At 65.2% G+C, this 19,272-nt stretch carries 14 protein-coding genes; 12 read left to right on the plus strand and 2 right to left on the minus strand.

Annotation, left to right across the window (positions count from 1 at the left end):
- Window positions 1–500: 500 nt before the first annotated feature.
- From ftsW to recN, 11 genes are all read left to right on the plus strand, one after another.
- Window positions 501–1,652 carry a putative lipid II flippase FtsW gene (gene ftsW / locus IVA78_RS15745; RefSeq protein WP_247278465.1) on the plus strand — a complete coding sequence of 384 codons (1,152 nt, stop codon included), beginning with the start codon at window positions 501–503 and terminating at the stop codon, window positions 1,650–1,652.
- Window positions 1,653–1,816: 164 nt separating this feature from the next.
- On the plus strand, window positions 1,817–2,917 hold the full coding sequence (murG, locus tag IVA78_RS15750; RefSeq protein WP_247278466.1) for an undecaprenyldiphospho-muramoylpentapeptide beta-N-acetylglucosaminyltransferase: 1,101 nt from the start codon (window positions 1,817–1,819) through the stop codon (window positions 2,915–2,917).
- A gap of 123 nt (window positions 2,918–3,040) precedes the next feature.
- Window positions 3,041–4,444: a UDP-N-acetylmuramate--L-alanine ligase gene (murC, locus tag IVA78_RS15755; protein ID WP_247278467.1), complete on the plus strand. Its 1,404-nt coding sequence runs from the start codon at window positions 3,041–3,043 to the stop codon at window positions 4,442–4,444.
- Window positions 4,445–4,448: 4 nt separating this feature from the next.
- A complete protein-coding gene (gene murB / locus IVA78_RS15760; protein WP_247278468.1) occupies window positions 4,449–5,369 on the plus strand; it encodes a UDP-N-acetylmuramate dehydrogenase in 921 nt (306 codons plus the stop codon).
- A gap of 105 nt (window positions 5,370–5,474) precedes the next feature.
- The gene (locus IVA78_RS15765) at window positions 5,475–6,461 is read left to right on the plus strand and encodes a D-alanine--D-alanine ligase (RefSeq protein ID WP_247466287.1); all 987 of its coding nucleotides are present in this window, start codon (window positions 5,475–5,477) and stop codon (window positions 6,459–6,461) included.
- Window positions 6,462–6,806: 345 nt separating this feature from the next.
- The gene (locus tag IVA78_RS15770) at window positions 6,807–7,835 is read left to right on the plus strand and encodes a cell division protein FtsQ/DivIB (protein ID WP_247278470.1); all 1,029 of its coding nucleotides are present in this window, start codon (window positions 6,807–6,809) and stop codon (window positions 7,833–7,835) included.
- Entirely contained in the window at window positions 7,832–9,154 is a 1,323-nt protein-coding gene (ftsA, locus tag IVA78_RS15775; protein WP_247278471.1) for a cell division protein FtsA, read from the plus strand. Before IVA78_RS15770 ends, ftsA begins: the two co-directional genes overlap by 4 nt.
- 90 nt (window positions 9,155–9,244) lie before the next feature.
- Window positions 9,245–11,041, plus strand: a complete 1,797-nt coding sequence (ftsZ, locus tag IVA78_RS15780; RefSeq protein ID WP_247466290.1) for a cell division protein FtsZ — start codon at window positions 9,245–9,247, stop codon at window positions 11,039–11,041.
- A gap of 364 nt (window positions 11,042–11,405) precedes the next feature.
- Window positions 11,406–12,368, plus strand: a complete 963-nt coding sequence (lpxC, locus tag IVA78_RS15785) for a UDP-3-O-acyl-N-acetylglucosamine deacetylase (protein WP_247420297.1) — start codon at window positions 11,406–11,408, stop codon at window positions 12,366–12,368.
- Window positions 12,369–12,610: 242 nt separating this feature from the next.
- The gene (locus tag IVA78_RS15790; RefSeq protein WP_247278474.1) at window positions 12,611–13,501 is read left to right on the plus strand and encodes an outer membrane protein assembly factor BamD; all 891 of its coding nucleotides are present in this window, start codon (window positions 12,611–12,613) and stop codon (window positions 13,499–13,501) included.
- 13 nt (window positions 13,502–13,514) lie between these two features.
- A complete protein-coding gene (recN, locus tag IVA78_RS15795) occupies window positions 13,515–15,188 on the plus strand; it encodes a DNA repair protein RecN (protein WP_247466293.1) in 1,674 nt (557 codons plus the stop codon).
- 93 nt (window positions 15,189–15,281) lie between these two features.
- Here recN and IVA78_RS15800 read toward each other — a convergent pair whose 3' ends face one another.
- The gene (locus IVA78_RS15800; RefSeq protein ID WP_247466296.1) at window positions 15,282–15,569 is read right to left on the minus strand and encodes a GIY-YIG nuclease family protein; all 288 of its coding nucleotides are present in this window, start codon (window positions 15,567–15,569) and stop codon (window positions 15,282–15,284) included.
- Window positions 15,570–15,681: 112 nt separating this feature from the next.
- Between IVA78_RS15800 and ligA the strand changes: the two genes are divergently transcribed.
- Entirely contained in the window at window positions 15,682–17,832 is a 2,151-nt protein-coding gene (gene ligA, locus IVA78_RS15805; RefSeq protein ID WP_247466298.1) for an NAD-dependent DNA ligase LigA, read from the plus strand.
- Between the two features lie 145 nt (window positions 17,833–17,977).
- Here the strand turns inward: ligA and IVA78_RS15810 are convergent, their stop codons facing one another.
- Window positions 17,978–19,249, minus strand: coding sequence for a multidrug effflux MFS transporter (locus tag IVA78_RS15810; RefSeq protein WP_247466301.1), 1,272 nt, complete (start codon window positions 19,247–19,249; stop codon window positions 17,978–17,980).
- Between the last annotated feature and the right edge of the window lie 23 nt (window positions 19,250–19,272).

Below are 19,272 nucleotides of genomic sequence, written 5' to 3' on the forward strand. Positions count from 1 at the left end.
CGCGTCGTTCGCTTCCCCCAGCGGCAGTAAGCTGGTTGTCGTGGTCTGGAAGGAGTGCGGAGCCACGGTACCCGACAGCACGCAGGCCAGCATCGTGGCTCGCGGTCGGACGTTCTCGCCTGAGAGTACGCCGACGTTTCTTAGTGTGCGCGGGCACCTTGATCCCGTCGTCGCCTGGAGTAATGAGCGGGCTGTCAGGATCGGTTTCATTCCCGGTCCAAACCAGGTCTACAAGCGCGATCAGCGCGCGGGGGACATCACGATCAATTACGAGTAGCGCTATCGTGTCCCGGACGCGGTGCGGCACGAAGTGACGCTCCGCAGAGCCGGGACCCACAAGCCGCTGGGCCCCGGCTCAGCAGCGCACCACGCCGCGAAGAGGCGGCGCGCTGCGCTGCGTCCGGGGCACGAGACTGTTCACAACTTCATCCACTTCCATTAACCCCCCGGTAACCAACCTCGGCGACCAATGGACTATCTCTGTCCGAAAGCGGCCGCCCATGCTCTCCCGTGAAGAACGCACCCCCTTTTCCGAGTGGTGGTGGACCGTCGACAAGCCGCTGATGGGCGCCATCCTGGCGCTGATGCTGACCGGGGTGATCCTGTCGCTGGCGGCGAGTCCGCCGGTTGCGACCCGCATCGGCCTCGATCCCTTCCATTTCTTCGGCCGTCATGTGTTGTTCCTGGCGCCGTCCTGCCTGGTGCTGGTCGGCGTCTCCTTCCTCTCGCCGCGGGCGATCCGCCGCTCGGCCCTGATCATCTTCGCAGCGAGCATCATCCTGATCGTGCTCACGCTCGCTATCGGCCCGGAGGTGAAGGGCTCGCGGCGCTGGATCACGCTGCTCGGCGTCAACATCCAGGCCTCCGAGATCGCAAAGCCGTCGTTCGTCGTCATCGCCGCCTGGCTGTTCGCGGAATCGACCAGGCGGCCGGAGATGCCGGCGACCTCGATGGCGCTGGTGCTGCTCTTGATGCTGGTCGCGCTGCTGGTGATGGAGCCGGATTTCGGCCAGACCATGCTGATCCTGATGGTGTGGGGCTCGCTGTTCTTCATCGCCGGCATGCGCATGGTCTGGGTGTTCGGGCTTGCAGGCCTGGGCGCGGCCGGCCTGTTCAGCGCCTACCTTTTTGTTCCCCATGTAGCGGGTCGCATCAGGCGCTTCATGAACCCGGCCTCTGGCGACACCTTCCAGGTCGATACTGCCATGGAAGCCTTCTACAATGGTGGCTGGTTCGGGCTCGGACCGGGCGAGGGCATAGCAAAACGCAGCCTGCCGGACAGCCATACCGATTTCGTGTTCGCGGTCGCCGCCGAAGAGTTCGGCATCATTCTGTGCCTGGCCATGCTGGCGCTGTTCGCTTTCGTCGTCATCCGCACGCTGTCGCGCGCCTATGCCAATGAGGACATGTTCTCGCGCTTTGCGGCCTCTGGCCTTGCCATCCTGTTCGGCGTGCAGGCGGCGATCAACATGTCCGTCAATCTCCAGCTCATCCCTGCCAAGGGCATGACGCTGCCGTTCATCTCCTATGGCGGCTCCTCGATCGTGTCGCTGGCGTATGGCGTCGGCATGATGCTGGCGCTGACGCGGCTGCGTCCGCGCACCGAGGTTGAGGCAAGCGGCCACGCCGAGGCCATGCGCAGCTACGCGTGATCCTCAGCCCGAGGAGCCGCGCTTCGCGCAGCGTCTCGAAGGGCGCGGCCACCGGTCGGGCCTTCATCCTTCGAGACGCGCGTTCCGCGCTCCTCAGGATGAGGAACTGGTAGTCCGGCCGACTGCGCTCGCAATGACAGCGGAGGACTTGTAAAAGGGCAGTTATGGACACGTCCCCCCTGATTCTTCTCGCCGCGGGCGGCACCGGCGGCCATCTGTTCCCGGCCGAGGCGCTCGGCGTCGAATTGATCCGGCGCGGCTTTCGCGTCCGCCTCGTCACTGACGAGCGCGCACTGCGCTATAGCGGCCTCTTCAGCAAGGACATGATCGACGTGGTGAGCAGCGAGACTGCGCGCGGTCGCAATCCGTTCCAGCTTGCCTATGCCGGCCTCACGCTCGCCGCCGGCACGCTTTCCGCCTACACTCTGATCAAGCGATTGAAGCCCGTTGCCGTCGTCGGCTTTGGTGGCTATCCGACGTTGCCGCCGTTGGTTGCGGCAAAATTCGCCGGCGTGCCCGGCATCATCCACGACGCCAACGCTGTGCTCGGCCGCGCCAACCGGTTCCTGTCGAGCCGCGTCCGCGCCATCGCGACGTCCTTGCCCGGCGTGCTCGACCGCGATCCGGCGCTATCGGGCAAGACCACGACGGTCGGCACGCCGATGCGGCCCGCGATCCTCGCGGCTGCAGCGGTGAAATATGTCGCGCCTGAAGTGAGCGGCCCGCTGCGCCTGCTCGTCGTCGGCGGCAGCCAGGGCGCGCGCATCATGGCCGACATCGTGCCGGGCGCGATCGAGCGGCTCGAGCCTGCGCTGTGGAGCCGCCTCGTCCTCACCCAGCAGGTGCGCGAGGAGGACATGAATCGCGTTCGCGCGGTTTACGACAAGCTCAAGATCAAGGCCGAGCTCGCACCCTTCTTCACGGATCTGCCGGCACGGCTCGCCTCCAACCATCTGGTGGTGTCGCGTTCCGGCGCGGGTACGGTCGCCGAGCTTGCCGCGATCGGGCGGCCCTCGATCCTGGTGCCGCTCCCCGGCTCGATCGACCAGGACCAGTTCGCCAATGCCGGCGTGCTGGCGAAGGTCGATGGCGCCATCCGCATCCCGCAGACCGAGTTCAGCTCGGATCGCCTTGCCGCCGAAATCTCCGCCTTCGCCGCCGAGCCGGGGCGTCTTGCTGCCATGGCCGAAGCGGCCCGCAGCGCGGGCCGGCTCGATGCGGCTGAGCGGCTCGCCGATCTGGTGGTCAAAGTCGCGGGAATCTGACGCGAAAAAGCCCTTGTCATCGCCTTCCAAAGCGGGGCATCCAGTAGGAAAGGCGCGCGGCTGATTTGGCCGTGACCTTCGCCAGATGCCGCCTTCGCGGGCGGCGAGGTCAGGGAACAGAGCATGAGACTGCCGCGCGAGATCGGACCCATCCACTTCGTCGGGATTGGCGGGATCGGCATGAGCGGCATCGCCGAGGTGCTGATCAATCTCGGCTATGCCGTGCAGGGTTCCGACGCCGCCGACAATTACAATCTCGACCGTCTGCGCAAGAAGGGCGCGAAAGTCTCGGTCGGCCACAAGGCCGAGAACGTCGACGGCGCCGAGGTCGTTGTGGTCTCCACCGCGATCAAGCGCGACAATCCGGAGCTGATGGCTGCGCGCGAGCGGCGCATTCCCGTGGTGCGTCGCGCCGAGATGCTGGCCGAGCTGATGCGGCTGAAGAGCTGCGTCGCGATTGCCGGCACCCACGGCAAGACCACGACGACCACGATGGTCGCAGCGCTGCTCGATGCCGGCGGGCTCGATCCGACCGTGATCAACGGCGGCATCATCAATGCTTACGGATCCAACGCACGTCTTGGCGCCGGCGACTGGATGGTGGTGGAAGCCGACGAGAGCGACGGCACGTTCCTGAAGCTGCCGACCGATGTCGCCATCGTCACCAATGTCGACCCCGAGCATCTTGATCACTTCAAGACCTTCGATGCCGTGCAGGATGCGTTCCGTCATTTCGTCGAGAACCTGCCGTTTTATGGCTTTGCCGTGATGTGCATCGATCATCCCGTGGTGCAGAGCCTCGTCGGCAGGATCGAGGATCGTCGCATCATCACTTACGGCGAGAATCCGCAAGCCGACGTGCGGCTGGTCGGCCTCACGGCGGGCGGCGGCGGCTCGAAATTCAAGGTCGTGATCCGCGACCGCAAGAGCGGGGCTGTGCACGAGATCGCCGACCTCGCGCTGCCGATGCCGGGCCGGCACAACGCCTCGAATGCGGCGGCGGCAATTGCGGTCGCGCACACGCTCGGTGTTCCCGATGACAAGATCCGCAGTGCCATCGCAGCCTTTGGCGGCGTTAAGCGGCGCTTCACCAAGACCGGCGAGTGGAACGGCGTCACCGTCATCGACGATTACGGCCATCACCCGGTCGAGATTGCCGCCGTGCTGAAAGCGGCGCGCGATTCCTACACCGGCAAGGTAATCGCCGTGGTGCAGCCGCATCGCTACACCCGCCTGCAATCGTTGTTCGAGGAATTCTGCACCTGCTTCAACGATGCGGATGCGGTGATCGTCGCCGACGTCTATGCCGCCGGCGAGGCGCCGATCGAAGGCATCGATCGCGACCATTTCGTCGAAGGCCTGCGCGCCCACGGCCACCGCGAGGCGATTCCGCTGCCGGCGGCGTCGGAACTCGCCGGCATCGTCAAGGGATTGGCGAAATCAGGCGATCTCGTCGTGTGCCTTGGCGCCGGCAACATCACACAGTGGGCATATTCCTTGCCGGATGAGTTGAAGGCGCTGGGGTAGGGCGGTGGAATTTCCCGACATCACGCCCTCACTCAGAGCCGCGATGCCGCAACTGCGCGGTCGGCTGCTCGCCAATCAGTCGCTGGCCGAACTCACCTGGTTTCGCGTCGGCGGTCCCGCGCAGGTGCTGTTCACGCCGGCGGATGAAGACGACCTCGCTTACTTTCTTGCGCATCTCGCTACCGACATTCCGGTCTATGTCGTCGGCGTCGGCTCCAACCTTATTGTGCGCGATGGCGGTATTGCGGGCGTGGTGATTCGTCTTGCACCGCGCGCCTTCGGCGAGACGAGCGCGAGCGGCGATGTCGTCACCGCGGGTGCGGCGACACTCGACAAGCGCGTGGCGGAAGTCGCGGCCGCCGCCAATATCGGCGGCCTCGAATTCTATTTCGGCATTCCTGGCACCATCGGCGGCGCGCTGCGCATGAATGCGGGAGCCAATGGCGGAGAGACCAAGGACGTGCTGATCGAGGCGCGAGGCGTCGGCCGCGACGGCACGAAGCATGTCTTCTCCAATGCCGAGATGAAATTCGCCTACCGCAACAGCGGGGTCGATCCGTCCATCATCTTCACCTCCGCGCGATTTGGCGGCGAGATCAGGGATACCGATGCGATCCGCGCGCGCATGGCGGAGGTGCAGAGCCATCGCGAGACCGCGCAGCCGATCCGCGAGAAGACCGGCGGCTCGACCTTCCAGAATCCGCCCGGCCATTCCGCCTGGAAGCTGATCGACGCGGCCGGCTGCCGGGGCTTGCGCGTCGGCGGAGCGCAGGTCTCGGAGATGCACTGCAATTTCCTAATCAACACCGGCGAGGCCACCGCGCACGATATCGAGACTCTGGGCGAGACCGTGCGCGAACGCGTGAAGGCGAATTCCGGAATTGAGCTACACTGGGAAATCAAGCGGATCGGGGTTTCCGTATAATTGTCGTTCCGGGGCGGTGCGCGGCGCCGAACCCGGAACCTCGAGATTCCGGGTTCGCGCTTTGCGCGCCCCGGAATGACAAAAAGACAGAGGCGACGAGACACCATGCGCATCACCATCCTCTTCGGCGGCTCCAACCGCGAACGTCTGGTTTCGGTCGCCTCGGCCCAGGCGCTGCACCAGGCGCTGCCCGAGGCCGATCTGTGGTGGTGGGACGTCGAGGACAAGGTGCATGTCGTGCAGTCGAAGCAGTTGCTCGACCATGCCCGTCCGTTCGAGGACGAGTTCAAGCCCGGTACGCGCGGCATTCCGCTGGCGCAGGCGCTCGACCAGGCCAAGGCGGAAGGCCGGGTGCTGGTGCTCGGCCTGCATGGCGGGCGTGCCGAGAACGGCGAATTGCAGCTGATGTGCGAGGCGCGCGGCGTGGCCTTCACCGGATCGGGCTCGGCCTCCTCGCATCTCGCTTTCGACAAGATCGCGGCCAAGCGGTTTGCTGCGCTCGGCGGCGTGACGCCGCCGGCCAACGTTGCGCTCGACAACATCGACGAGGCTTTCGCCGAATACGGCCGGCTGATCGCAAAGCCGGCGCGCGACGGATCGAGCTACGGCCTGATCTTCGTCAACGCCAAGCAGGATCTCGTCGCGGTCCGCAACGCGGCGAAGCACGAAGAGTACGTCATCGAGCCCTACGTCGCCGGCGTCGAGGCGACCTGCGGCGTGCTGGAGCGCACCGATGGCTCGATCATCGCGCTGCCGCCGATCGAGATCATTCCGGGCGAGGGCAATTTCGACTACGCCGCGAAATATCTTTTGAAGTCGACCCAGGAGATCTGCCCGGGCCGTTTTGCACCCGAGATCACCGCTGCGCTGAGGGAGCAGGCGATGCTGGCGCATCGGGCGATGTCCTGTGATGGCTATTCCCGCTCGGACTTCATCGTCTCGGACAAGGGCCTCGTCTATCTCGAAACCAACACGCTCCCCGGGTTGACCAACTCTTCACTCTACCCCAAGGCGTTGAAGGCCGAGGGCATCGCGTTCGTCGACTTCCTGCGCGGCCTGATCGAGCTCGCCGAGCGGCGGGCCCGGAAATAATTAGGACTGGTTAACGGCCGAACCGCCGAAACGACCCGATTTGGGGCCGAAAGCCGGCAAAATGCCGGACATCGCGGCATAAATGCCTCACATCGCGAGGCAAAAAGCATCCCGCGTTAACGAATTTTACCTTTTGTTTACCAGGACGTCCGAAGGTTAACGCTGGCGGCGCATATGGCGCTTTGGTTGCCGGCGCGTGAGCTGTTGCGGGTGATGTCACCTCCAGCGAACGCTTTGAAGGGGAGAGGTTTTCTTCTGAAGACCAGCCTCCCGGTCCGGCAGGCCCGAGACGTCATGTTCGCCAGGATCCGCGCGATGTCGCGGGCAAACTGTTGAGCTCGTGCAATGGATGGTGCAGGAAGCCTCACCCGGTCGCTTCTGAGATCGCTGAGGCCCCAAGCTGACCTGAAAGCGGCCGCTATCGGAGCGGTCGTGCTTCTGCGCGAGTGGGTGCAGGACAAGCACGCCGAGGCGCGCGCCGCCGCCAAGGACAAGATCAAGACCAAGGCCAGGGTGAAGGCCGTCGTCGAGCGCGAGCCGCCGCCGCGTGTGGTCGCGCTCGTCGAGCGCTATCTGCCGCGCCGGGTCGGGATCAGCATGACCGTGCTGCTCCTGATCGGAAGCTGCGGCTTCGGCATCGTCAAGGGCGGCCATCTCCAGGATTTCATCACCGCGGTGAACGATGCCCGCAACGCGCTAGCCAATTCCGCCGGCTTCCGCATCACCTCCGTCGTGATCAACGGCCGCAAGCAGCTGACCCAGGACGAGATCCTCGCGATTGGCGGCGTCAGTGGTCGCTCCTCGCTGCTGTTCCTCGACGCCGAGGCGGTGCGCGACAAGCTCAAGGCCAATCCCTGGATTGCGGACGCGACCGTACTGAAGCTCTATCCGGGCCAGCTCATGATCGAGCTCACCGAACGTAAGCCGTTCGCGCTGTGGCAGGAGGCCGGCCGGCTCTCCGTAATCGCCGATGACGGCGCCGTGCTCGAACCCTATGTCTCGCGCCGCTTCCTGTCGCTGCCGCTCGTGGTCGGCAAGGGCGCCGAGGCGCAGGCTCGCGATTTCCTCGCCCTGCTGGCGCGTTATCCGCAGGTCAATTCGGTGACGAAAGCCGCGATCTATGTCGGCGAGCGGCGCTGGAATCTGAGGCTCAAGGACGGTCTCGACATCCGCCTGCCCGAGCAGGACGTCGGCAACGCGCTCGCGATGCTGTCCAAGCTCGACAAGGAGGACAGGCTGTTCTCCCGCGACATCGTCGCTGTCGACATGCGCCTGCCTGATCGTCTGGTGGTGCAGCTGTCCGACGACGCCGCCAAGGCGCGCGAGGAGCAGTTCAAGGACAAGAAGAAAAAGAAGGCCGGGGATTCCGCATGACCGGTCTCGATCGCACCCAGACGCCGAAGACACGCCCGATGCCGCACAAACGCGGCGGCATCGTCGCCTGCCTCGATATCGGCACCAGCAAGATCGCCTGCATGATCGCGCGGCTGAAGCCGTCGCCGCCGAGCGAGGCGTTGCGCGGCCGCACCCATGCCGTGGAATTGATCGGCTACAGCCAGATCCAGTCGCGCGGCATGAAGGCCGGCGCGGTGATCGACCTGACCGAATGCGAGCAGGCGGTGCGACAGGCCGTCGGGCTCGCGGAGACGATGGCCAAGGTGCGGGTCGAGTCCGTGCTGCTGTCGGTCTCCGGCGGCCGGCTCTCCGGCCAGCTGGTCGAGGCTGCCGCCGACATCCGAGGCGGCGCTGTGACCCCGGCCGATGTCAGCCGCGTCACCTCGACCGGCATGCGCCATGCCACGGGCGAAGGCCGCACCGTGCTGCACGCGCTCCCGGTCGGCTACACCCTCGACGGCGTCAAGGGCATCCGCGATCCCCGTGGCATGGTCGCGCACCAGTTCGGCGTCGACATGAATGTCGTCACCTGCGACGCCACCGTGGCGCGGAACCTGATGCTGGCAGTGGAGCGCTGCCACATCAATGTCGAAGCCATGGCGGCAAGCCCCTATGTCGCCGGCCTGTCGGTGCTGACCGATGACGAGGCCGATCTCGGCGCTGCCGTGGTCGAGATGGGCGCAGGCACCACCACGATCGCCGTCTATTCCGGCGGCCGTTTCGTGCATGCGGCCGGTTTTGCGGTCGGCGGGCAACACATCACGATGGATCTTGCGCGCGGACTCTCCGCGACCATTGCCGATGCCGAGCGAATCAAGACGTTATACGGGACCGTTATCACCGGCGGATCGGACTCGCGTGAGCTGATGTCTGTGCCGACAGCCGGTGACGAGCAGGATCTGCCGCAGATCGTCTCCCGCGCCACGATCGCCAACATCGTCAAGCACCGTGCCGAGGAAGTCTTCGAAATGGTTCGGGACAAGCTGAAGGATTCGCCTTTCGCCTCAGAGCCCAACGGCCGCGTCGTGCTCTCGGGCGGCGCCTCGCAGCTGACCGGCCTCGTCGAGCTCGGCACCCAAATTCTCGGCCGGCCCGTGCGGGTCGGACGTCCGCTCGGCTTCGGTCGGCTGCCCAACGAGGCGAAGAACGCCGCGTTCGCGGTGCCGGCCGGACTTCTCGTCTACCCGCAATATGTTCACCTCGAACATGTCGAACCGCGGCATACGCGGCAGCAGGTCAAGACAGGGACCGGCGGATACTTCGGAAAGGTCGGACGATGGCTACGCGAGGGCTTCTGATGACTGCTTTCCGCAATTGTCGATTTTCACCAACTCCCGCGGCCGCCGGCCGGGGCGAACCCACGCGCGCGTGATCGAGAGGCAGCAACCATGACCATCAGCATCAATGTTCCTGATATTCACGAACTGAAGCCCCGGATCACCGTGTTCGGCGTCGGCGGCGCCGGCGGCAATGCCGTCAACAACATGATCACGGCGGGCCTTCAGGGCGTCGACTTCGTGGTCGCCAACACCGACGCGCAGGCGCTGACGATGTCGAAAGCGCAGCGCATCGTGCAAATGGGCACGGCGGTCACCCAAGGCCTCGGCGCCGGCTCGCAGCCGAACGTCGGCGCCGCGGCGGCGGAAGAGGTGATCGACGAACTGCGCGACCATCTCTCGGGCGCCAACATGGTGTTCGTCACTGCTGGCATGGGCGGCGGCACCGGCACCGGCGCTGCACCCGTGATCGCCAAGACCGCGCGCGACATGGGCATTCTCACCGTCGGCGTCGTGACCAAGCCGTTCCACTTCGAGGGCGGCCGCCGCATGCGCACCGCCGAGGCGGGCATTAACGAGCTGCACAAGGTCGTGGACACGCTCCTGATCATCCCGAACCAGAACCTGTTTCGGGTTGCCAACGAGAAGACCACCTTCGCCGACGCCTTCGCGATGGCCGATCAGGTGCTCTATTCCGGCGTTGCCTGCATCACCGACCTGATGGTCAAGGAAGGCCTGATCAATCTCGACTTCGCCGACGTCCGCGCCGTCATGCGCGAGATGGGCAAGGCGATGATGGGCACCGGCGAGGCCTCCGGCGACAAGCGCGCGCTGACCGCCGCAGAAGCTGCGATCGCCAATCCGCTGATCGACGATAGCTCGATGAAGGGCGCCAAGGGCCTCCTCATCTCCATCACCGGCGGCAAGGACCTCACTCTGTTCGAGGTCGACGAGGCCGCGACCCGCATCCGCGAGGAGGTCGACCAGGACGCCAACATCATCGTCGGCGCGACCTTCGACGAAGCGCTCGATGGTCTGATCCGCGTCTCGGTCGTTGCCACCGGCATCGAGCAGGCCGCGATCGCCCGCAACAGCCAGGCGACCTCCGCTCCTGTCGCGAACCCGGCTCCGCAGGCACAGCAGGCCGCCGCTGCTCCGGCCGTCGCTGCCGAGAGCCGTCTTGCCGATTTGACCGCGCGGCTCCGTGCCGACAATCAGCGTCTTGCTGAACGCGCCCAGAAGCTCGACGCGCAGGCCCCGGCGGCCGCGCCGGCTCCGGCCGGTGCCGCGCCCCGTCAGAACGTCGAGCGCGCTGCGCTCGCCGCCATCGCCGCCGCCGTCGCGGACGTCCCGCAGGCGCCCGCGCCGGTGCAGACCTACGGCGATGTCACCGTGCGCCCGATCGCGCAGAAGCCGACCCTGTTCCCGGAGCCGGAGCAGGCCCCGATCGCGATGCAGGAGCCGATGACGCCCGAAAACTTCATCCCGCCACAGGCCGAGCGCCCGCCGGTTCGCGCGCCGCGGATGCCGCGCCTTGAGGAACTGCCGATGCCCGCCCAGGCCGAGATTCGCCAAGCCCGCGGCGAGGTCGAGGAAGAGACCCCCCAGAAGAGCCGTCTGTCGCTGCTCCAGCGTCTCGCCAATGTCGGCCTCGGCCGTCGCGATGAGGAGAGCGAAGCGCCGATCGCCGCCCGCACCGCTGGTCCTGCGATGCCACCGCTGCCCGAGCGCCGGCCGCAGAAGACCGTCGCGCAGCAGATCGCGGCGAGCGAGCCGGTATCCGAGTATGCCCGCCGTCCGGCGCCGCAGGGCTTGGACATGCATGGTCGTCCCGCGCCTGTTGCGCCGGCGCCACAGGGAGACGACCATCTTGATATCCCGGCCTTCCTGCGGCGGCAGGCGACCTGAGGATTGTTACACCGAGCCAGACGAAAAAAGGTCCCGGCAACCCGCTTGCCGGGACCTTTTCTTTTGTCCCGTCCATGCCCGGATTGCGCGACTAAGAAGCTGATTTTAAATCATTAATTACGCAGTTGGTGGTTCAGGGAAACTGCCTATGACGGCCCCCAGACCTCGGTGCAATTTGGTTAAGCCTTGGCGCGAATACGGCGGGTTTGGGGTAACAATCGGTAAAAAAGCGTGAGTTGGCGCTGTTTGGGGCAGTGACTATGGTTTGCCCGTGACTTGGGGATACGGATTCGCGGGACGTCGGCACTGGCCGGCCGGGCGGGTCTCGTATAAGTCGCGGTGGTCGTAGTGGGGCGGGTTCCTGATGAAATTTAGCCGGCAAACAACGCTTCGTGCGCAAGCCTCGGTGGCAGGCGTGGGCGTTCATTCCGGTCTTCCCGTCACTCTCACGCTTGGGCCTGCGCCTGTCGACGCGGGCTTTGTTTTTGTCCGCACCGGGCTCGAGGGAAGTGACCGCGAAGTTCAAGCGACCGCCGAGCAGGTGATCGCGACCGACTTCGCCACCGTCCTCGGCGATCGCGACGGCCCGCTGGTCTCCACCGCCGAGCATGTGCTTGCTGCACTGCGCGGGATGGGTGTCGACAATGCCACGATCGAGATCGACGGGCCCGAAGTGCCGATCATGGACGGCAGTGCCGCCGCCTTCATTGCCGCGATCGACCAGGCCAGCATCGTCACCCAATCGGCCCAGCGCCGCTTCATTCAGGTTTTGAAGCCGATCTCGGTGAAGATTGGTGACTCCTTCGGCGAGATCAGGCCCTACGCCAATGGGTTCCGCACCGAGGTCGAGATCGACTTCACCAACCCCGTCATCGGCCAGCAGAGCTACGCCTTCGACCTCAGCCCCGAACGTTTCCGCCGCGAAGTCGGCCGGGCCCGGACTTTCGGGCTGATGGGCGATGTCGCGCGGCTCTGGAGCGCGGGTTATGCCCTCGGCGCCTCCTTCGACAATACCGTCGTGTTCGACGACGAGCGGCTGCTCAATACCGAGGGCCTGCGCTATGCCGACGAATGTGCCCGCCACAAGGTGCTGGATGTGATCGGCGACCTCGCGCTGGCCGGGCTGCCGCTGCTTGGCGCCTACCGCTCGGTGCGTGGCGGCCACAAGCTCAACCATGCCGTCCTGACCGCGCTGCTGGCCGACCGTACCGCCTGGCGGGTGGTCGAAGGCGAAACGGCCCGCCGCACCACGCGTCCGCAGGGCGAAGTTGGTCGCGGTATCGTCGGCGGCCGGATCGCCGCAGCCTACGGGCCGGACGTGTCCTGACAGACCTGTTGTCGCAGCCACGGCTTGCGACCGACCCCGGGAAATTCCTGGTAACCATGATCGACTAGCATTGCGGCACGTTCGCCTTAATCCGGGCGAAATGCCTGCCTATCCGGTTGGTAACGATCGTTTTTCGGATAGATCGGCGTGGTCGTATGGCAGGCACCACGGTCACATTTCGCGCCCATGACGGGGATCATGGGCTGGCGGGCACCGCATCACAGGGCGTCAAGGCAAAACTCATGTCGGCACAGCGTATGACGCGCGGATATCTCCCGGTCTCGTCTCGAGCCCGCGGCCTGCTTCACGCCGTCACCTTCATCCTGCTCGCGCTGCCGCTGGCCGGCTGCGGCACCGGCGCACTCTGGGACAAGTTCACCGCCAAGGACGACACCTTCGTCGAGGAGCCCGCCGACAAGATCTACAATGAGGGCCTGTACCTCATGAACGAGAAGAAGGACATGAAGGCGGCGACCAAGAAGTTCGAAGAGGTCGACCGCCAGCATCCTTATTCCGAATGGGCCCGCAAATCGCTGCTGATGTCGGCCTACGCGTCCTACCAGGGCGGCGACTATGACGGCTGCATCGGCGCCGCCACCCGCTATGTCACGCTGCATCCCGGCAGCCCGGACGCGGCCTATGCACAATACCTGATCGCCGCCTCGCATTACGACCAGATCCCGGACATCAGCCGCGACCAAGCCCGCACCGAGAAGGCCATTGCCGCGCTGGAAGAGGTGGTGCGCAAATATCCGAACTCGGAATACGCCACCTCGGCCAAGGCCAAGATCGAGGGCGCGCGCGACCAGCTCGCCGGCAAGGAAATGAATGTCGGCCGCTATTACGCGCAGAAGCGCGACTACACGGCTGCGATCAACCGCTACAAAACCGTCGTCACGCAGTACCAGACCACCCGCCACGTCGAGGAGGCGTTGTTCCGGCTCACCGAGGCCTATATGGCGATCGGCATCGTCGGCGAGGCGCAGACCGCGGCGGCCGTGCTCGGGCACAATTTTCCTGATAGCCGCTGGTACAAGGACGCCTATAATCTTGTAAAATCCGGCGGTCTCGAACCGAGCGAGAATCAGGGGTCTTGGATCAGCCGGACCTTCAAGAAGATGGGTCTCGGCTAGGAAATTTGGTTCCATGCTGGCGCGTCTGTCGATCCGTGACATCGTCCTGATCGAACGGCTCGATATCGAATTCGCCACCGGCCTTGCGGTTTTGACCGGCGAGACCGGTGCGGGCAAATCCATCCTGCTCGATGCCTTTGCGCTGGCGCTCGGCGGCCGCGGCGACGCCGGCCTCGTGCGCCACGGTGCGGAGCAGGGGCAGGTCACCGCCGTGTTCGATGTCCCCAAAAATCACCCCGCGACGAAGATCCTGGCCGAGAACGGCTTGGACGATACCGGTGAGATGATTCTCCGCCGCGTGCAGCTCGCCGATGGCCGCACCCGCGCCTTCATCAACGACCAGTCGATCAGCGTGCAGACACTGAAGGCGGTGGGCGCCGCCCTGGTCGAGATCCATGGCCAGCACGATGAGCGTGCGCTGGTCGATGCCGCCACCCATCGTCGGCTGCTCGACGCTTTCGCCGGCCTCGAAAAGGACGTCGCCGCGGTCGAGATGCTATGGGACGCGCGCCGCACCGCCAACACCGAGCTTGAGGAGCACCGCGCCAGTATGGAGCGCGCCGCCCGCGAGGCAGATTATCTGCGCCATGCCTCCGCGGAGCTGAAGCAACTCGCGCCCAAGGACGGCGAAGAGACCTCGCTGGCTTCGCGCCGCACCACCATGATGCAGGGCGAGAAGATCGCCTCCGATTTGCGCGAGGCGCAGGAGGCGGTCGGCGGCAATCATTCGCCGGTCGCGGCGCTGTCCGCCGCGGTGCGACGGCTGGAGCGCCGCGGTGTCAACTCGCCGGCGCTGGTCGAGCCCGCGGTGAAAGCGATCGACGCTGCGATCAACGCGCTGGAGGAAGCCGACCAGCACCTTCAGGCGGCCTTGGCTGCAACCGATTTCGATCCCGCCGAGCTCGAGCGCATCGAGGAGCGGCTCTTTGCCTTGCGTGCGGCGTCGCGCAAATATTCGACGCCGGTCGATGGGCTCGCCGCGCTTGCCGCAAAATATGCCGCCGACGTCGCGCTGATCGATGCCGGTGCCTCGCAGCTGAAGAAGCTGGAGCAGGCCGCGATCGAGGCAGATGCGCGCTATGCGGCCGCCGCCAAGAAATTGTCGCTGGCGCGGCAGAAATCGGCGGAGAAGCTCAACAAGGCGGTCAATGCCGAGCTCGCGCCGCTCAAGCTCGAACGCGCAAAATTCATGACTCAGGTCGAGACCGACGAGGCCGCGCCGGGACCGCAGGGTTTCGACCGCGTCGAGTTCTGGGTGCAGACCAATCCGGGTACCAAGCCGGGTCCGCTGATGAAGGTCGCCTCCGGCGGCGAGCTCTCGCGCTTCCTGCTGGCGCTCAAGGTCGTGCTGTCAGATCGCGGCTCGGCGCCGACCCTGGTGTTCGACGAAATCGACACCGGCGTTGGCGGTGCGGTCGCCGACGCCATCGGCGGCCGTCTGGCGCGGCTTGCCGGCAAGGTCCAGGTGATGGCCGTGACCCACGCCCCACAGGTCGCCGCCCGCGCCGACCAGCACCTCTTGATATCCAAGGACGCCCTCGACAAGGGCAAGCGCGTCGCCACCCGCGTCAACGCGCTGGCCGCCGATCACCGCCGCGAGGAGATCGCGCGGATGCTGGCGGGTGCGGAAATCACGGCCGAAGCGAGGGCGGCCGCGGAACGGCTGCTCAAGGCGGCGACGGCTTAGTTATCCGTCGTCATTCCGGGGCGATGCAAAGCATCGAACCCGGAATCTCGAGATTCCGGGTTCGGCTCTTCGAGCCGCCCCGGAACGACTCTCTCAGTTGCAGATCGACTCGTACAGATCATCCCAGTTTGGATTGTCCTTCTCGATGAGATCGGTTTTCCAAGCCCGCTTCCACTTTTTGAGTTCTTTCTCGCGTGAGATTGCAGCTATTGGATCATCATAAGTCTCAAACCAGACCAGCCGTGTGATGTTGTACTTGGTCGTGAAGCCCGGCACGGCCTTGATTCGATGCTCATAGACGCGACGCACAAGGTCATTGGTGATGCCGACGTAGATTGCCCCATCCCGTCGGCTTGCTAGAATATAGACGTAATAAGCCACGAGCCCCTCCCACTGTCATTCCGGGGCGCACGACGTGCGAACCCGGAATCTCGAGGTTCCGGGTCTGGTCCTCCGGACCATCCCGGAACGACGAGACGCAACCTTAAGTATAATGGTCAGAGCAAAATCCAAAGCAACACCGCTTCGTGACGTCGCCGAGCTCACCAAGGCGCAGGCCAAGGTCGAGCACATGCGGCTCGCGCTTGAGCTCGGCGAGCACGACAGGCGCTACTATCAAGAGGACGCGCCCACCGTCAGCGACGCCGAATATGACGCGCTGCGCCAGCGCCTCAATGCCATCGAAAAGCGCTTTCCGGAGTTCGTCAGCGCGGAATCGCCGTCACAGAAGATCGGCGCGGCGCCGTCGGGCCGCTTCAGGAAGGTGCGGCATGCCGTCCCGATGTTGTCGCTCGACAACGCCTTTGCCGAAGAGGACGTGCGCGACTTCGTCGGCCGCATCGTGCGCTTCCTGAAGCTCGACGACGATCAGGTCAATTTCTCCGCCGAGCCGAAGATTGACGGTCTCTCGATGTCACTACGTTATGAGGGCGGCGAGCTCGTCACCGCCGCAACCCGCGGCGACGGTGCGGTGGGCGAGGACGTCACCGCCAACATCCGCACGCTCGAAGACGTGCCGCAGAAGCTGAAGGGCCGCAACGTCCCCGACATCTGTGAGGTGCGCGGCGAGGTCTATATGACTAAAATGGCGTTCCTGGCGCTCAACGAGCGGCAGAAGGCGGAGGGCGGCACCGTCTTCGCCAATCCGCGCAACTCGGCCGCAGGCTCCTTGCGGCAGAAGGACCCCACCATCACCGCCTCGCGTCCGCTTGGTTTCTTCGCCTATGCATGGGGGCAGATGAGCGCGATGCCCGAGGGCACGCAGAGCGGCATGATCGCCTGGTTCGAGCGTTGCGGCTTCAAGACCAATCCGCTGACCAAGCTGTGTCACTCCGTCGAGGAGCTGCTGGCGTTCCATCACGCAATCGAGGAGCAGCGCGCAAAACTCGACTACGACATCGACGGCGTCGTCTATAAGGTCGACCGTATCGATTGGCAGGAACGGCTCGGCTTCGTCTCGCGCACGCCGCGCTGGGGCATCGCGCACAAATTCCCGGCCGAACGTGCCATGACCGTGCTGCGCGACATCGAGATCCAGGTCGGCCGCACCGGCTCGTTTACGCCGGTCGGCAAGCTCGAACCGGTAGGTGTCGGGGGCGTGATCGTGCAGAACGTCTCGCTGCACAATGAGGATTACATCAAGGGCATCGGCAACAAGGGCGAGGTGCTGCGCGAGGGCCGCGACATCCGCATCGGCGATACGGTCGTGATTCAACGCGCCGGCGACGTCATCCCGCAGGTGGTCGACGTCGTCCTCGACAAGCGGCCGAAGACCGCCAAGGAATTTCACTTCCCGAAGAAGTGCCCGTGTCCGCTGCATACCGACGTCGTGCGTGAGGAGACGGCGACCGGCGAGGAGGGCTCGCGCGCCCGCTGCACCGGCGAGTTCGCCTGCCCCTATCAGAAGATCGAGCATCTCAAGCTGTTCGTCTCCCGCCGCGCCTTCGACATTGACGGTCTCGGCGAGAAGCAGCTCCAGTATTTCTTCGACCAGGGATGGGTGAAGGAGCCTGCCGACATATTCACGCTGGAGAAGCGCAACTCAAAGCTCAAGCTTGAAGAGATCGAGGGTTACGGCGCGACGTCGGTGCGAAATCTGTTCGGCGCCATCGAGAGCCGCCGGAAAATCGCGCTGGAGCGCTTCGTCTATGCGCTCGGCATGCGCCATGTCGGTGAGACCACGGCGCTGGCCCTCGCACGCGGCTACGGCTCCTGGGACGCCTTTCACGACGCCTGCCTCAAGGTCGCCAAGGGCGACGAGGAGGCGATGGCGGACATGGACGCGCTCGACCAGATCGGCGACACCGTGATCAAGAGCATCGCCGACTATTTCGGCGAGAGCCACAATCGCGGCATCGTCGAGCGGCTGACCAAGGAAGTCGAGATCGTCGACGCCGAGAAGCCGAAGAGCAATTCGGCCGTCGCCGGCAAGACCGTGGTGTTCACCGGCTCGCTGGAAAAGATGACGCGTGACGAGGCCAAGGCAACCGCGGAGCGGCTGGGTGCAAAGGTGTCGGGATCGGTGTCGAAGAAGACCGATCTCGTGGTCGCCGGTCCCGGCGCAGGCTCGAAGCTCGCAGAAGCCAACAAGCACGGCGTCAAGGTGCTGACCGAGGACGAGTGGCTGAAGCTGATCGGCGAATGAGGTTTTCTTCGTCATTGCGAGCGCAGCGAAGCAATCCAGAGTCTTTCCGCGGCGACGGTCTGGATTGCTTCGCGGAGCCCGTCATCGGGCCGCGCTTCGCGCGGAACCGTCGGCTCGCGATGACGGCGAGGCGGCAAGCCGTCCCTCACATCATCCCGCTCTCTTCCTCTTCCGCTTGCCCGATCAGGGTCTCGCTCACCACCATCTCCCGGCGGGGCACGACGAATATCATCATGCAGGCGCAGAGCAGCGAGATCGCGAGGACCGCGGAGGTCAGCGGCAGCGTGGTGGCGGAGTGGCCGCCGAGATAGGCGCCGAATTGCGACATCAGTGCGCCGATACCCTGTTGAAGGAAGCCCATCGCGCCCGAGGCGGTGCCGGCGGCTTCGGGACGGATGCTGATGGCGCCGGCGGCCGAATTCGCCATCACGAAGGCATTGCCGACCATCACGATCATCTGGGTGCCGAACAGCCAGCCGGGCGCCTCGTTCCAGCCGGCGAAGCTCCATAATAGGTTCAGCAGGCTGCCGCAGAGCTGGAGGGCAAGCCCGAACCAGATCAGCTTCTCCAGCGAGTGCCGCGGCGCAAAGCGCACGCAAAGCAGATTGCCGACGAGATACGCGAAACCCGTGGTCGCAAACCATGCGCCGTATTCCGCGCTGCTGCGGCCCATCTGCGTCACCACGATATAGGGGCCGCCGCCGGCGAAGGTGAAGATGATCTGCGAGGCCAGCACCTGGCACATCACGTAACCCACGAAGGCGCGGTTGCGGATCAGGATGCCGACGTCGCGGCGAAAGCCGCTGCCGGCGGCACGGGTGCGGCGCGTCTCGGGCAGTGCGACGGCGATGCCGACGGCGACGATGATCGCGGCGATCGTGATGGCGTAGAAGATCGCGCGCCAGCCGAACGCGGTCTCGATCAAGCCGCCGGTGAGCGGGGAGACCATCTGTCCGATCATCAGAGCAGCGACCACGAGACTGATCATCGAGGCGACGCGGTCGCGCTCATAGATGTCGCGGATGATGGCGCGGCTCACCACCATGCCGGCGGCTCCGCCCAGTGCCTGGAAGAAGCGCGCGGCGATCAGCTGCGGCAGATTTTGCGCGAAGATGCAGGCGACGCTCGCCGCGATCATCAGCGCCAGCCCTCCAAGCAGCACCGGGCGCCGGCCGAACCTGTCCGACAGCGGCCCCATGATGAGCTGCGACAGCGCGATGCCGACCATGTAGAGCGACACTGTCATCTGCGCGATCGAGATGTCGCTGCCGAAATTGCTCGCCAGCACCGGGAGTGCCGGAACTAGCATGTAGAGCGAGATCGGCGCGATCCCGGTCATGACCACCAAGAGCAGCAGCACCAAGCGCGACGTCGCGAGGGTCGCCGCTCCCGGCGGCTTGCTGATCATGCCGTGCATGCGTATCCGTCTCTTCAAAATGC

This window comes from Bradyrhizobium sp. 137 (assembly GCF_023074095.1).
Classification (GTDB): domain Bacteria; phylum Pseudomonadota; class Alphaproteobacteria; order Rhizobiales; family Xanthobacteraceae; genus Bradyrhizobium.